Origin of the sequence: Pseudoalteromonas denitrificans DSM 6059 (assembly GCF_900112265.1) — a bacterium.
Classification (GTDB): domain Bacteria; phylum Pseudomonadota; class Gammaproteobacteria; order Enterobacterales; family Alteromonadaceae; genus Pseudoalteromonas; species Pseudoalteromonas denitrificans.
The window spans coordinates 1-13,883 of record NZ_FOLO01000064.1; the positions used below are offsets into that span (position 1 = coordinate 1).

Annotated in this window: 18 protein-coding genes; 10 read left to right on the forward strand and 8 right to left on the reverse strand. The window is 36.6% G+C overall.

Annotated elements, in window-relative coordinates:
- Nucleotides 1-205: 205 nt before the first annotated feature.
- The 8 genes from BM088_RS23325 to prs form a co-directional block, all read right to left on the reverse strand.
- Complete coding sequence (locus BM088_RS23325) at nt 206-535, reverse strand: low molecular weight protein tyrosine phosphatase family protein (protein ID WP_091990573.1); 330 nt, start codon at nt 533-535, stop codon at nt 206-208.
- Between the two features lie 26 nt (nt 536-561).
- A complete protein-coding gene (gene prfH, locus BM088_RS23330; protein WP_091990575.1) occupies nt 562-1,215 on the reverse strand; it encodes a peptide chain release factor H in 654 nt (217 codons plus the stop codon).
- Nucleotides 1,212-2,417, reverse strand: a complete 1,206-nt coding sequence (locus tag BM088_RS23335) for an RNA ligase RtcB family protein (RefSeq protein WP_091990577.1) — start codon at nt 2,415-2,417, stop codon at nt 1,212-1,214. The genes prfH and BM088_RS23335 overlap by 4 nt, the downstream gene beginning before the upstream one ends.
- Nucleotides 2,418-2,758: 341 nt before the next feature.
- The gene (locus BM088_RS23340) at nt 2,759-3,274 is read right to left on the reverse strand and encodes an O-acetyl-ADP-ribose deacetylase (RefSeq protein WP_091990579.1); all 516 of its coding nucleotides are present in this window, start codon (nt 3,272-3,274) and stop codon (nt 2,759-2,761) included.
- Nucleotides 3,267-3,812, reverse strand: coding sequence for an RNA 2'-phosphotransferase (locus BM088_RS23345; RefSeq protein ID WP_218156551.1), 546 nt, complete (start codon nt 3,810-3,812; stop codon nt 3,267-3,269). The genes BM088_RS23340 and BM088_RS23345 overlap by 8 nt, the downstream gene beginning before the upstream one ends.
- The gene (locus BM088_RS23350; RefSeq protein ID WP_091990582.1) at nt 3,813-4,364 is read right to left on the reverse strand and encodes a riboflavin biosynthesis intermediates N-glycosidase; all 552 of its coding nucleotides are present in this window, start codon (nt 4,362-4,364) and stop codon (nt 3,813-3,815) included. It abuts the gene before it with no gap.
- Between the two features lie 78 nt (nt 4,365-4,442).
- Complete coding sequence (locus BM088_RS23355; RefSeq protein WP_091990585.1) at nt 4,443-6,053, reverse strand: nicotinate phosphoribosyltransferase; 1,611 nt, start codon at nt 6,051-6,053, stop codon at nt 4,443-4,445.
- 10 nt (nt 6,054-6,063) lie between these two features.
- Nucleotides 6,064-6,918 (reverse strand): ribose-phosphate diphosphokinase, encoded by an 855-nt coding sequence (gene prs / locus BM088_RS23360; RefSeq protein WP_091990588.1) that lies wholly within the window; start codon nt 6,916-6,918, stop codon nt 6,064-6,066.
- Between the two features lie 204 nt (nt 6,919-7,122).
- Here prs and BM088_RS23365 point away from each other — a divergent pair, with 204 nt between their 5' ends.
- The 10 genes from BM088_RS23365 (at nt 7,123) to BM088_RS23410 (ending at nt 13,874) form a co-directional block, all read left to right on the forward strand.
- The gene (locus BM088_RS23365; protein ID WP_091990671.1) at nt 7,123-7,821 is read left to right on the forward strand and encodes an NUDIX hydrolase; all 699 of its coding nucleotides are present in this window, start codon (nt 7,123-7,125) and stop codon (nt 7,819-7,821) included.
- A gap of 35 nt (nt 7,822-7,856) precedes the next feature.
- The gene (locus tag BM088_RS23370) at nt 7,857-8,552 is read left to right on the forward strand and encodes a serine aminopeptidase domain-containing protein (protein ID WP_143085144.1); all 696 of its coding nucleotides are present in this window, start codon (nt 7,857-7,859) and stop codon (nt 8,550-8,552) included.
- Nucleotides 8,552-9,055, forward strand: a complete 504-nt coding sequence (locus BM088_RS23375; protein WP_091990593.1) for a metal-dependent hydrolase — start codon at nt 8,552-8,554, stop codon at nt 9,053-9,055. Before BM088_RS23370 ends, BM088_RS23375 begins: the two co-directional genes overlap by 1 nt.
- A complete protein-coding gene (locus BM088_RS23380; RefSeq protein ID WP_091990596.1) occupies nt 9,052-10,179 on the forward strand; it encodes a saccharopine dehydrogenase family protein in 1,128 nt (375 codons plus the stop codon). The genes BM088_RS23375 and BM088_RS23380 overlap by 4 nt, the downstream gene beginning before the upstream one ends.
- Nucleotides 10,180-10,197: 18 nt before the next feature.
- A complete protein-coding gene (locus BM088_RS23385) occupies nt 10,198-11,139 on the forward strand; it encodes a TIGR01777 family oxidoreductase (RefSeq protein ID WP_177208154.1) in 942 nt (313 codons plus the stop codon).
- Nucleotides 11,140-11,187: 48 nt separating this feature from the next.
- Nucleotides 11,188-11,598, forward strand: coding sequence for a DoxX-like family protein (locus BM088_RS23390; protein WP_091990602.1), 411 nt, complete (start codon nt 11,188-11,190; stop codon nt 11,596-11,598).
- Nucleotides 11,595-12,035: a thiol-disulfide oxidoreductase DCC family protein gene (locus BM088_RS23395; protein ID WP_091990604.1), complete on the forward strand. Its 441-nt coding sequence runs from the start codon at nt 11,595-11,597 to the stop codon at nt 12,033-12,035. The genes BM088_RS23390 and BM088_RS23395 overlap by 4 nt, the downstream gene beginning before the upstream one ends.
- A 68-nt stretch (nt 12,036-12,103) precedes the next feature.
- On the forward strand, nt 12,104-12,604 hold the full coding sequence (locus BM088_RS23400) for a metal-dependent hydrolase (RefSeq protein ID WP_091990607.1): 501 nt from the start codon (nt 12,104-12,106) through the stop codon (nt 12,602-12,604).
- Entirely contained in the window at nt 12,601-13,293 is a 693-nt protein-coding gene (locus BM088_RS23405; protein ID WP_143085145.1) for a penicillin-insensitive murein endopeptidase, read from the forward strand. Before BM088_RS23400 ends, BM088_RS23405 begins: the two co-directional genes overlap by 4 nt.
- A 107-nt stretch (nt 13,294-13,400) precedes the next feature.
- Entirely contained in the window at nt 13,401-13,874 is a 474-nt protein-coding gene (locus BM088_RS23410; RefSeq protein WP_091990610.1) for a DUF2269 family protein, read from the forward strand.
- Nucleotides 13,875-13,883: the final 9 nt, after the last annotated feature.

Sequence of the window (13,883 nt, forward strand, 5' to 3'; positions counted from 1 at the left end):
TCGCTTGGTAATTAGCGACTACGACAGAATCGCTTGGTAATTAAGATACGACAAAGTCGCTTGGTGTTAACAGCTTAAAAAAACTTAGCTCAAATTTAACCTGACAGACACCATATTAAAATGGGTAACTGTCAGATCAAGTCTGAGCTACTACATTTTATCCTCTATTTATTTATTTATTTTAAGTTTTATTAAAAGATGCCCTTTAGTTTAACTCTAAATAGCTACCCACTGATTGCTTCATAATTTCGACTAATTCTTCATCCATATACTGATACTCATCGGGAATATCGAGTAATTGAATATCTTTGTAATCTAATAACCTAGTAAACTGTGCCTTCAAGCGACTTTTATGCTTTTGCTCCATAACGAAAATCACATCAGCCCATTGAATATCTTTAACACTGACAGTTCTCTTAGCGCTTGGGCTAGTGCCCGCAGATCTAACGGATAGTTCAGGATGATTTCTCCAAACTTGTTCACCCGTTGGGCTACGCCATTGGTTTCGACTACATATAAACAATATATTTGTCATTTCATCATCCTTAATTTATTTTGCGATTAAACCGCAGCAAATCTTTCACCCTTAAATGTTTTCACTGGGTTACCACGTTCAACATCCCAGTGCTGTTGCCAACGGTTTTTTTCTTGTTGTGTCATTTTCTCAAGTTTTGTTGCTTCCAACTTCTGGAATAACAATGCTCTAGCAAGGCGCTTATTAGCATGTTGGCTGCGCTCACTTTCAACACGCACTGAAATACCTGTTTCAGTATGAGTAGCTCGAACTGCCGAGTCCGTTGTATTTACATGTTGGCCGCCAGCACCAGAAGCACGACATGTTTGAAATGTCACACCTTTATCTAGTTGGGTTTCATTTATTTCATACATTTGGCCACTGAAAAACCAGTTTTTACGTTTATGTTTAGGTCGAAAGCTACTTTGACAAACCCATAGCATAGCTCCTTGCCAAGACTCAGCTATTTCCTTAGCTGAACTTTCTTTTTCAGAGTCAGCCTTTTTTGAATCAAGTTGCTCTGAATCAAACTGTAATAACACTGACTTAAAACAATCTTGTTCTTTGGTAGCCATAGTTTCAACAATATCGAGCTTTATTCCTTTCTCTCGACATTGTTTTTCAATTGTTTTTAGCGCCAAACTAACAGCTTTGCAACACTCGACAGGACCTTGGCCTGCTGACAGTTGTAGTAATATCATGATGAACAATCTCCATTTGTTTTAAAGGTTAATACTGGGCGTAGTTTCGCTACCACCTCAATTAAGCCAGCATCAACCATATCGCTGATCACCGTTTCACACTTCTTATACGCCTGAGGCGCTTCATCATACAAAAGCTCTTTATTGCCACAAACCACTCGACTACCGAGTGCGGTGCGGTATAAGTCTTCACGTTTGTACTTGTGACCTAATCGGCCATGACACTCACCCCGTTTCCATTTTCTTCCTGCACCATGCGCTAATGAAAACAGACTTGTATTTAAGTTATCGCTAGTTTCACTATTACTAAGCTTTTCATTCAAGGTAATGGGTTTCACCAAATAGCTATAATCACCACGTGAACCAGGTATCACTACATAGCCTTTATCACTTGGTGTTGCGCCCTTTCGGTGTAGCCAGCCATCACAACCATCAATGTTTTTTGATGAAACTAAATTGTGGTTAATATCTAATGCGCAGTCACCATTCGCTCTAATTGCTTCTAAAAAGCGTTTGGCAATCAGTTCACGATTTAGCTCAGCCCAACGAACCGCTTCATCATGCTTGGTCATGTAATCCTGAAAGTCGTTATCATCAGTTTTTTCAGTATCAGTAACTAAGCCATCATGGTTGTGCTTAGTTATATGCTCAACCAAAATTGATTGACCTAAACCTCTAGAGCCTGAGTGAACAAGAAGCTGTAAATGCTTTTTATTAAGCCCTAACTCATCTAACGCTATTTGGTCATACACCTCATCGATGGTCTGAAATTCAGCAAAGTGATTACCACCACCAATGGTGCCTAGAGCACGATCATAGTTATCGGTTGTTATACCTTTATCAGCCTTTCGGTTTTCAATAATTTCAGACCAGCTTCCATCTAAAGGCAGCTCTACATGCTCAAACTTCTTAGCCAGTTTATCTAAGTTAACTTTGGATACTTTTGCTGAGGTTTGCCAAAGTGACATACCGCAGCCAATATCATTCCCTACAAGCGCAGGGTAAATTTTGTTAGTTGTAAAAAATGCAGCACCAATGGGATAACCTCTCCCAGGGTGCAAATCAGGCATGCCAGCTACGCTGTGCATACCACTTAATTCTGATGTTTTGATCAGTTGATCTATTGCTAGCCCTTCAATCCAAGTTTCTTTGGATGCAATGAGGCTAACGTTTTCAGTAATTTTTTGGACGGATTTGCCCATAATACCAATTCCTTTCTCTTTATTAGAAATGAGGATTTAAAACGTAATACGTATTGGCAGGTCTGGCTTTCTATCGAAATGAACCGAGGGAAACTATTTAAACAACTAGCGTTAATGGCTTAGGTTTAAAGTGCTTAGGATTTTTTTATTTAACTTTTTACTTAAATAAGTCTGGCTAAGCTACAAATTTCTTATCGGATAAGACCTGCAAAGGATGTTGATGTAAATGTCATTATATTTTCTCCTTTACAGTTAGTTGATGAATTCACCATCGAAATGATGTGGTGAATAGTTGAACGGGCGCATCTTAATCAGTTTTTAATTATAAATCAAACACAAATTTACTTAATAACTAACAATTTCTGATATTGCCTTTCAATCTTTGCATCAAAACATACCAATAACACTCGTTCTAATTGGTTATCAGATGATAAATATTCAACAATAGTTTTAATCGCAATATCACATGCTTTTTTGATAGGAAATCGATATGCCCCTGTGCTGATCGCTGGGAAAGCTATAGATTTTACATTATGTATGCTTGCCAATTTTAAGGTCTCCAAGTAACATGACGCCAACAAATCCTCTTCATTTTTATGACCACCATACCAAACAGGTCCAACGGTATGGATAATATGACTAGCAGCCAAGTTAAAACCGGGAGTCCTTTTAGCTAAACCAGTATTACATCCTCCTAACGTTTTACATACATCAAGTAGCTCAGGTCCTGCTGCTCTATGAATTGCTCCATCAACACCTCCACCACCACATAAAGCTTGGTTTGCAGCATTAACAATTGCATCTACATCTAACTTAGTAATATCAGCGTTAATGATTTTAATCTTATCTTTATTCATGCTTTTCACTAATAAACTTAGCTGGAACAGCATCTACTAACCAAACGTTATTGGCTGAACGAAAGAATTGAAAACCTTCTTCATGCATGCGTTTAGTATCTATTTTTTGCAATATAGGTTTACCGTATCTACGACCAACTGAAGTAGCTATCATTTTTGACTCACTTAAGTGAACGTGATGGCGTTTTTGTTTGGTTAATCCCTGTTTTATAATACTTTCGTAAGAACGTTTTGCTGTGCCATGCAAAAGAACAGGAGGAGGAGTGACAGGCTCTAAAGATAAATCAACCTCGATTGAATGCCCTTGGTTTGCTCGTATCTTTCCTTGATTAATATCCATTGCAAATCGCTGTTTATCGTTGGTTTCTACGACAAGTTTCAAAATATTAATGTTGAGTGCTACCTCTGTTGTTTTCTCGATCAATTCATCTATAAGAGCCCAGCCATTTTCGTCGAGAGCCAAATCAATCGCATCGGGTTTATGCCTCAAAATAAAGCTTAAATATTTTGAGGTTTTTGTTAATTGTTTTTCCATCATTTAACTCTTCAATAATCTATTTCTAACTTCCATTAGCGCATACCCTAATAAATTCAACCCTTGCCAATCGGTAGGGTTTTCTGTAAGAGGGTCATCTTTTGCTAGTCCAATGCCCCATATTTTATCCACGGGGCTAGCTTCAACTAAAACTCTGTCACCAGTGCTAATAAGATATTGTCTTAATTCAGAGTTATAGGAAAACTTGGCCAGATTAGCATTTACAACAATTTCGAACCTATTTTTTAACCACTGTTCTTCATTAAAATTTTGTATCTCACGTCCTATGGCTTTAGCTTCCCCTGGAGTATTCGCAGATAATACTTTTGTTGCAGCAGTCAAGTCATCAAATAACAGGGCTTTTGCATGCATCATATAATGTTCAGCAGTTAAAAATTTAGTCTCACCTACAACAAAAGGTGAGTCATACCATTGGCTAAAACAACTTTTTGTTGTTTGACCTTTTTTTTCTTGATGCCCCCAGAAAAGTACATATTTTACTTTTTCATCTTGAGACAACTTATCGATAAGTTGTTCATTACTTCTTATTTTCATGTCATTCCCTATGTACAAATTAGCATATGAACCAGTGAAGGAGCGGCTTGGATTCCATCAGGCTATTCTGTATAGAGGCTAAATTTGTTCGTTTATTACTTCTCTTATTTGGCCTAAAGTAGTTTCCTTTGTAAGATTTCCATCTTCAAAAACAACCTCTAATAACCCTTGAGTTTCTTCTTCATCAGTCACGTTATCAAACAAGGTTAACTCACCGTCCACTCGCTCAATTTTTAATAAACCTTTAGCTGATTTCTTCTTAGTATCAGTTTTTGGGTCTTTGAAAATAGCAACACGTTCACCGTTTTTAACAACGCTAGTAGCTTTTACTGCTGAACCATGTGTATCACGTGTTACATATTGATAGCTGTAAGAGCCAATTCCTAACACTACTTTTGAAGCGAATCCTTTATCCATTAAGCGTTGTAAAATCTGACGTTGGCGTTTAAGAGTAATAGCATCACCATAAATAGCACCGATATGATCATCAAGTAACTTGAACCCTTTGCTGGTAGTAGTTCCACCAAAAGTATCCCATAAACATTCAATAAGCCCTTTAACTTCACAAGGCATTAATTGGATAGTTTGTTCACTATCAAAGCCATTATTTTCGAAACCGTAATATTCACCATTCCAGCGATATGCTTCATATGCATTTTCTTTCACATCTTTTTCAGCTTCATCTTGAGTTTGGAATAGCTCACTGTACTCAGAAACAGGAGAAATTTTATAACCTGTTAATATTTTTACCGGATCTCCAGAGTCTGGGCGAATCACTAATGTGCCATCGCGAGCCATTATTTCGTCTTTAAGCTGTGGAAGATAATCAGTTACTAATGTCCAAAAATCCCAAGTATCAGATACAACACTTAATATCCCAGTTGGAGATTGCTCCTTCATTAAATATTTAAAGAACTCAATTTCACCTTCCATGATCCAAGAACAAGTAACAGAGTGTTCAGTAGCATCTACAGAGCAGCCTACAAGTTCATTATCCACGTTTGCGCCATAGTATTTTTCAGCAAATAATACTGCTGGTATGGTATCTGTTCCTACAAGCCCTGAAGCTAAGTGACCAAAATCACTCATAGCAGCAGCGTGCTTACCAAACATACCTCTAAAGCTAAAATCATGTCCTTGAAAAGGAACGAAATCTAAAGGAAGTCCCGTTTTATTAGCAAATTCCTTGAATACTTTTAAATAAGCAACTGAAGTAGTCGCGCTTGTTTGGATTGGCCAGTTTTCACAACTTAATACTGTCTCAATCATATTTGTTAACCACTGAAAGCCTTCTTTGGTATTAACAATAGTAATTGGCGGGACCAAATAAGGTACGAGCGTTCCCTCAGGTAGTGCTTTTATTCTTAATGGTAAATAACCTAAATCGTGTAAGTCTTCTAAATACTTGACGTTTACAGGGTAGCCCAACATTGAACTCATAATACGTTTATGGTTTGCAACAGCGACAGCTTTATCACTGTTAAAGAATTCAGCCCACTCTTCTTGTAAGTAGCTTTTAATAAAATATTGAAGACCAACAAATGCTACTTTGTCGCTATTTTCAACATTACTTAACTTGCCACTTCTTGATGTGAAGTTAGCATAAACTTCGGTCACATCAGGGTGGTAAGCTCGGCTGTGGAATTCTTTATAAACATCTTTTTGCATACTAGCAGCGGTAATAGTCATGATAGTCTCCTTACATCTCAATAATTTGTAATTTAATTTTATTGTTCGTGCTGAATTCTTCAGCGGCTCTAAATGAATCAGTTGTATAGATAGAGTCAATTAGCCCTTCAAATACTTCTAATCCTTTTGAAAAAATACCGTGTGTGATAAACAGTGAAACTTCCACAGCGCCTTTGTCTTTTAATACTTTAGCTAACTCGATAAATGTTCTGCCTCCATCACAAATATCATCAGCGATAAGTACTTTCTTTCCGTTAACATCGCCAAGGATCTCAGTTTTAATGATTTCACCTGTTTTCAAATTTCTCATTTTTTGTGCTTGAATAACTTCAGGCTCACCATTAAATGTCTCAGCAATTTTGATTGTTTTTTTGCTAGCGCCAGCATCAGGTGATATCAAGGTAAGTTCGCCTGTAGATAGACGCTGGCTTAATTCATCGCATCGCTCAAGCAAGTTAATTTGTGGTACGTTTACTACTCTATTTAATAATGCTGGTGATACTTCACTGTGCGCATCCCAAATAGTTACTTTGGCAAAGCCTAAATTGTTTATGAAATTTGCCATAACTGCTGCACCTAGCGCTTCGCCTTCAACACATACTCTGTCTTGACGTGCATAAGGAAAATAAGGAATAACCAATTCAATAGGAGTCGCTTCATTTGAAAGTCTTTTGAGCGCATCAACGGCAATCATTAACTGAACTAGCTTTGAAGAGTCAGTAAGACGTTCAAAGATTTCTACTTTTACCGTAGTTGCAAAGTCCATTGGATTAAAGCGGATATGCTCTTCTCCGCCAGAAAAAGTAAAACTGTCAAAGCTAATCGGTGTTTTATTTCCTGTTGAGTCATGGCTAAATATTTTCATTATTACTTCCTTTTTATGTTTGTGTCGCTAGGACACAAATAAATCTATCAAAGAGTTAAATATTGATCAAGTTATTTGTGTCATAAAGACACTAAGTTGTAAGGTGTTATTTAAAAACTGATTTTATAGGTTGTTTTTGTTGATGAAAAAGAGGAATTACATTAATGTGTCATTAAGACATAAAGTTTACTTTTTATGAGTGAAATGACAAACTCTTACGATATTAATGAATTCAAAAATCCTATTTTTACTGTTGATAGCGTGCTATTTACGGTAAAAGATGATGCTTTAAAAGTTCTGATGGTTAAGCGAGCAAATGAGCCATTTATTGGTAACTGGGGCCTTCCTGGTGGTTTTGTTGATGTTGATTCAGATACCACAACAGATGGAACCGCTTTAAGAAAGCTGGAAGAAAAAACGAGTGTAGCACCCCAGTACTTAGAACAACTTCAAGTATTTTCAGGTAATGCCCGTGATCCTCGAGGGTTTAGTGTGACTTTGGTTTACTTTGCTTTAATACCTGCGCAAGAAGTTTCATCACACATAGATACTGTTGATGATGTTCAATGGATAGATATAAAAAATATAAATAGTTTATCTATTGCTTTTGATCACAAGGTTATTATTGATCAAGCAAAAGAGCGCCTTCAACAAAAAGCATTGTATTCTATGGTGCCTGTGTATTGTTTACCTGAGTATTTTACCGTAGGACAGCTAAAGTCTGTTATTGAAACCATCATAGGAAAAACAATTCAACGTAAAAGCTTAATTAGACGTATTGAATCGACTGACATGTTTGAAACAATCGATGAAAAGGTGAAATCCGGTGGTCGATTAGCCCAGCAGTACAAAGTGAAAGCTGGTGTTGATATCGTTAATTTTGAGCGTAATTTGAGTAGTTAAGTTTTGCTAACCACAAGGATAGGATAAGGTTTATTTTGAAACTAGTATTATTACCAGGAATGGATGGAACAGGGGAACTATTTGAAGAGTTCTTGTCATACCATGATGGTGATTATTTAGTTATTGCCTTGCCACAACAGGGTCCTCAAGATCATTCTTATTTAGCTAAATTAATAGAAGAACAATTGCCAAAAGAAGACTATATATTACTAGCAGAGTCGTTTTCAGGGGGCATAGTTCCAGAGTTGCTAAAGCAAGATATCCCTAATTTGAAAGGTGTTATATTTGTAGCTAGCTTTCTAAGTTGTCCTAATAGATACCTGCTACCGATAGCTAAGGTTTTGCCAATAAAAAAGCTAGCTTCAGCCCCATTATCTAAAATTGGTCATAAGTTATTATTACTTGGCAAAGATGCATCAAGAGCACTGTTATCAAAATTTATAAAAGTTACTAAATCAATCCCAGATCATATTTTAAAAAGTAGATTAGCTGTAATGAGCCAGCAAATACTTCCCTCAGCTACCTTTGATGTACCCACCGTTTATATTCAAGCGCTTTCAGATAGGCTTATATCACCTGGAAAAAGCCGAGAGTTTAGCAATGTATTTAGAAATATTGAGTTCATTGAAATTGATGGACCTCACTTTTTATTACAGGCAAAACTGAAAGAATCTTCACAAGCAGTTGCCAAAGCCACGGTCTTAATTATGAATCATCAAGGGAATTCATAATGCCATTCACACTAATACACATGGGACCCGGAATCCTTATTAAATCATTGCTGCAAGGCAGGTTTAGTTTAATGGTATTTGGCTGGACTCAGATTGTTATGGATATTCAGTCGCTCATCGTATTAATCTCAGGCGAAGGTCATCTACATGGTTTTACCCATACATTTATTGGCGCAATATTAATTGCATTATTGGCAGCTTTAACGGGGAAATACTTATCAGAGTTAGGCTTGAAAATACTGAGGATTTCTAAGAGTGACAACCCCACCTCAATTGTGTGGTGGGTGGTGTTTTTAAGTGCTTTTATTGGCAGTTTTAGTCATGTTTTACTTGATAGTATTATGCATTGGGATGTTGAACCATTCTTCCCTTTTACATTAGACAATCATTTTTTAGGATTAACTTCAGTGTCGACGTTATACAAGGTGTGTCTATATAGCGGGTTAGTTGGAGCTGCTATTTACTACGGAATTAATTGGCGATTAAAGAGAGAAGCTAAGTGAAAAAAGTATTGGTCCTAGGTGGATATGGTAATTTTGGTAAAAGAATTGTTGAAAACCTCGCTGGTATTGATGGCATAACGATAGTCATTGCTGGCAGAAATTTAACTAAGTCGTCAGCATTAGTTCAAAATTTAGCAGATACTTCAGTTGCCAGTTTAGAACCTTTAGAAATAGATATATTCGCTGATGATTTTAAAGCACAATTAACTGCCCTTTCACCTTATCTGGTTATTCATACCAGCGGCCCTTTTCAGGGACAAAATTACCGTGTGCCAAAAGCGTGTATTGAATGTGGTGCTCATTATATTGATTTAGCCGATGACAGAAGGTTTGTTTGCGACATTGCAAAATTAGATAGTCAAGCAAAAGACAAAGGAGTGCTCATTGTAAGTGGTGCCAGTTCTGTACCAGGGTTATCTTCAGCCGTAGTTGAACATTATCAACATCAATTTAGTATTATTGAATCTATCAATTTAGCGATTGCTCCGGGCAATAAAGCAGAGCGTGGCTTGGCAACTGTTGAAGCAATTCTATCTTACACAGGACATCCGTTGAACGTGTTTAAAGCAGGTAGATGGCAAGATGTTTATGGCTGGATGGACTCTGGGATAAACGACTTTGGTGGCTTTATTGGCAAGCGTCACTTAGCCAATGTAGATGTGCCAGATTTAGAACTTTTTCCGGCTCGATATAATGTATCTCAGCAAGTCAGTTTTCAAGCTGGTTTAGAGCTTCCATTATTGCATAAAGCTATGGTAGGCATGGCCTACCTATCTAAAATAGGATTAGTAAAAAACTGGGCGCCGTTATCAAAAGCAATTGTTGACACTAGTAATGTATTTCTTCCTTTTGGTAGTGACAAGGGCGCGATGGAAGTACTTATAAAAGGCAAAAGCAATGATGGTAATGCTAAAGAAGCAAAATGGACCTTGTATGCACCAAAAGGTAACGGCCCTTATATTCCAACGCTTTCAAGCATTATTCTAATTAAAAAGCTTTTAGAAAATAATAAAATGGGTAGTGGTGCTAAGCCTTGTATTGGTTTATTACAGTTAAGTGAATTCACATCCTATTTTGATGCGCTTAGTATTTCTACTGAAGACAAAATCTACACACAAGGTTAAACAGGTCATATGCCGTTAATGGAGTTTGAAATATACCAAAGTGATAAAAAGAAAATGCTGATCACTGGGGGATCGGGTTTTATTGGAAAAAGGTTGGTACAGGTGTTACTTACACTGAATCATGAAATCACCCTATTAAGTCGAAATATTAACGCTACGGTTAAAGCGTTTAAAGGTAAGGTCCATGTTATTACTGATTTTTCTGAGATTGAAGATAATAGTGAGTTTGATGTCATTATTAATTTGGCCGGAGAACCCCTTGCTCGAGGGAGGTGGACTAAAAAGCGTAAAGAAAAATTTGTAGAAAGTCGGTTAACAATCACAGCCAATATATGTGAGCTTATCAAACGTCTTAAACATAAACCTGAAGTATTAATAAATGGCTCCGCTATTGGTTATTATGGACCACATAAAGACAATATTTTGGATGAAAGTGGCAGTGTTGTTGATTGTTTTTCTCACGCGTTATGCCGAAAGTGGGAAGAGCAAGCACTTAAAGCTGAATCATCAGATACTCGCGTTTGCTTATTACGCATTGGTATTGTGTTAGGGCACGATGGCGGGCCTCTTGCTGAGTTACGTTTACCTTTTGAATACGGTTTATCAATGCAAATTTCTCATGGTCAACAATGGATGTCTTGGATCCATCGTGATGATTTGATTGCAATGATTTTATATATTATGAATCAATCAGATATACGTGGTGCAGTTAATGCGACAGCGCCGAATCCCGTGACAAATAAAAGGTTCGCAGATACTTTAAGTCAGCACCTAAAAACTTTTTTGCGAATAAGGGTTCCAGGGAAATTACTGAGTCTAATGATTGGCGAATTAGCTGACGAAGTGCTTATTACAGGCCAAAGAGTCATGCCAGCTAAAATTCAAAGTAAAGGTTTTAATTTTACATATCCAGAATTAAATACTGCGCTTGATGAATTGATTGGTTTACCGCTCAAATAAAAAATTAATCGCTATTTAATCAAGCTTTCATAAGTAAAGAGGTTCACTTTGTCATCACTACAAATTGCAAGATTCATTATTTCCTTTAGTTGGTTATATCATGGGATTTTTCCAAAACTTGTTCATATTGCACCATTAGAAAAAGCCATGACTGCCAGCATTGGTTTATCGAATGAGCTTTCTTATTTAGTGACTAAATCAGCGGGTGTTGGAGAGGTTATTTTCGGAGTTTTATTCTTCATTTTTTATCGCAATAAAACGATAATTTTATTAAACATTATCGGGCTTTTTGGCTTATTATGTTTTGTGGCAATATTGCAGCCTCAACTACTTATTGAAGCATTTAATCCCGTTACCACCAATATTACCTTAATCGGTTTTAGCTTAATTTTACTTGTCGAATTAAAGGACGAGCTAAAGAAAGAAATAAAAAATGAGCACAGAAAGGGGAAGGTATGACTGTCGAAAAGTATCCTCCTAACGTTGATATAAATGACTGTGTGATTTTATTTGATGGTATCTGCAAGCTTTGTAATGCTTGGAGCAATTTCATCATTAAATATGATAACCGACAGCGCTTTAAACTATGTAGCGTACAATCTCCTGAAGGCCAAAGCATACTAGCGCATTTTAATATGCCAACGGATCATTTTGATACGATGTTGTATGTAGAAGGTAATCAATACTTTGATAAAAGTGATGCATTTTTAAATGTCGTAAATAAGCTTGGATTCCCATGGCGTTTATTGTACGTTTTTAAAGTGATCCCTAAGGGCATAAGAAATTGGCTTTATGATCGTATTGCTCTTAATAGGTATTATTTATTTGGTAAGCTTGATAGCTGTATGTTACCTAGCAAAGCAAATGAAAATAGATTTTTGAAAAATAAAAGGTAATCTAAATCGTTTGTTTTGATCGTAATCGAATTTATATCTTCAATTATTAATGAGAAAAGGGAATCATAATGCCGTTTACGCCAATTCATATGGGTCCTGGCATACTAATAAAATCGATACTGCGGGGCAGTTTTAGTTTAATGCTATTTGGTTGGACTCAAATTATTATGGATATTCAGCCGCTTATTGTTCTGATCACAGGTGAAGGTCATTTACATGGCTTTACTCATACCTATATTGGTGCAATTGTAATTGCTATTTTTGCAGCGTTGACGGGGAAGTATTTATCAGAGCTAGGCTTAAAAATACTTAAACTTTATAAGCATGAACGCCCTATATCAATTGCTTGGTGGGTTGTATTTTTAAGTGCTTTTGTAGGCAGCTTTAGTCATGTTTTACTTGATAGTATTATGCATTTTGATGTTGAACCATTCTTTCCTTTTACATTAGATAATCATTTTTTAGGGTTAATTTCAGTGTCGATGTTACACAAGGTGTGTCTATATAGCGGGTTAGTTGGAGCTGCTATTTATTATGGAATTAACTGGAAAATAAAAAGGATATTATGAAAATATTAAGATCCAGTATGTTGATTTTTAGCTTATCTTCTCATGCCGTTATAGCAGAAGAAAGCACCTGCTATGGCACAACTTCAAAAGGACGTTTAGAAAATGGAATTGAGCTGCCTAGCTCAGGAACAAACTTTGTAGGTTACAGGGATATTGCTAGATTAGCTGGTAGAACTTATGTCCACTCTCAAGTAAAAAAAATCATCACAAGTGCATATAAATCGTTAGAAACTGAACAGCCCAACAAAGTCTTTAAGTATGCAGAAACAGGGTTCGAAGATGGCGGCCAATTCAAACCACATAAAACGCATCGCAATGGGTTATCAGTAGACTTTATGACACCTGTTAAAGATGAGTCAGGCCAATCAATGCACTTGCCCACTCATCCTCTAAACAAGTTTGGCTACAATATTGAATTTGATAGTAAAGGAAAATACGAAGAATATACTATTGATTATATCGCCTTAGCTGCTCATATTGTTGCTTTGCATAAAGAGGCGAAAACACAAGGTGTCGATTTATGGCGAGTAATCTTTGATCCTAAACTACAACCCGAACTATTCAAAACGCCATACGGTTCATATCTTAAAAAACATATTCAGTTTTCTACTAAACCTTCGTGGGTAAGGCATGATGAACACTACCATGTAGATTTTGCTATCCAATGTAAAGAGTATGTAAGGAATTAAGATAATGAAAAAAGTAGTTATTCTAGGAGGGGATGGAAATTTTGGTAAAAGAATTGTTGGAAATCTTGCTGGAGTACTTATTTTGAAGAAAAGGCAGTAGAAAGGAAATGGAATATTATTTAGTCCTTAAGCTAATCCATATATTAGCAGCGGTTGTCGTAACTGGCACTGGCGCGGGCATTGCTTTTTTTATGTTCATGGCTAATCGCTCTAACAATCCTCAAGCAATTTATATAACGGCCAAACATGTTATTTTAGGCGATTGGATTTTCACAACCCCAGCTGTTTTTACCCAAATAACAACTGGGATATTTTTGATGAATATGCAAGGATATTCATTTTCAGCACCATGGTTTTATTGGGTTGCAGGATTATTCTCCTTTATTGGACTCTGTTGGTTACCTGTACTACGTATTCAATATAAACTGCGTGAATTGGCAAAAGCTTCTAAAGATTCACATCAAGTGACACCAGAGTTTAAATCGTTGATGAGAATATGGACGTTATTAGGTATTCCTGCTTTTGCTGCAATTTTGGCCATCTTCTGGTTAATGGTTTTCAAGCCATTCCCTGTAGCTTAAAGGAGAGGA

What these genes read in the sequence shown, in the direction of transcription:
- BM088_RS23325 (WP_091990573.1), bottom strand. Translation starts at nt 535, where the DNA reads ATGACAAATATATTGTTTATATGTAGTCGAAACCAATGGCGTAGCCCA.
- prfH (WP_091990575.1), bottom strand. Translation starts at nt 1,215, where the DNA reads ATGATATTACTACAACTGTCAGCAGGCCAAGGTCCTGTCGAGTGTTGC.
- BM088_RS23335 (WP_091990577.1), bottom strand. Translation starts at nt 2,417, where the DNA reads ATGGGCAAATCCGTCCAAAAAATTACTGAAAACGTTAGCCTCATTGCA.
- BM088_RS23340 (WP_091990579.1), bottom strand. Translation starts at nt 3,274, where the DNA reads ATGAATAAAGATAAGATTAAAATCATTAACGCTGATATTACTAAGTTA.
- BM088_RS23345 (WP_218156551.1), bottom strand. Translation starts at nt 3,812, where the DNA reads ATGATGGAAAAACAATTAACAAAAACCTCAAAATATTTAAGCTTTATT.
- BM088_RS23350 (WP_091990582.1), bottom strand. Translation starts at nt 4,364, where the DNA reads ATGAAAATAAGAAGTAATGAACAACTTATCGATAAGTTGTCTCAAGAT.
- BM088_RS23355 (WP_091990585.1), bottom strand. Translation starts at nt 6,053, where the DNA reads ATGACTATTACCGCTGCTAGTATGCAAAAAGATGTTTATAAAGAATTC.
- prs (WP_091990588.1), bottom strand. Translation starts at nt 6,918, where the DNA reads ATGAAAATATTTAGCCATGACTCAACAGGAAATAAAACACCGATTAGC.
- BM088_RS23365 (WP_091990671.1), top strand. Translation starts at nt 7,123, where the DNA reads ATGACAAACTCTTACGATATTAATGAATTCAAAAATCCTATTTTTACT.
- BM088_RS23375 (WP_091990593.1), top strand. Translation starts at nt 8,552, where the DNA reads ATGCCATTCACACTAATACACATGGGACCCGGAATCCTTATTAAATCA.
- BM088_RS23385 (WP_177208154.1), top strand. Translation starts at nt 10,198, where the DNA reads ATGGAGTTTGAAATATACCAAAGTGATAAAAAGAAAATGCTGATCACT.
- BM088_RS23395 (WP_091990604.1), top strand. Translation starts at nt 11,595, where the DNA reads ATGACTGTCGAAAAGTATCCTCCTAACGTTGATATAAATGACTGTGTG.
- BM088_RS23400 (WP_091990607.1), top strand. Translation starts at nt 12,104, where the DNA reads ATGCCGTTTACGCCAATTCATATGGGTCCTGGCATACTAATAAAATCG.
- BM088_RS23405 (WP_143085145.1), top strand. Translation starts at nt 12,601, where the DNA reads ATGAAAATATTAAGATCCAGTATGTTGATTTTTAGCTTATCTTCTCAT.
- BM088_RS23410 (WP_091990610.1), top strand. Translation starts at nt 13,401, where the DNA reads ATGGAATATTATTTAGTCCTTAAGCTAATCCATATATTAGCAGCGGTT.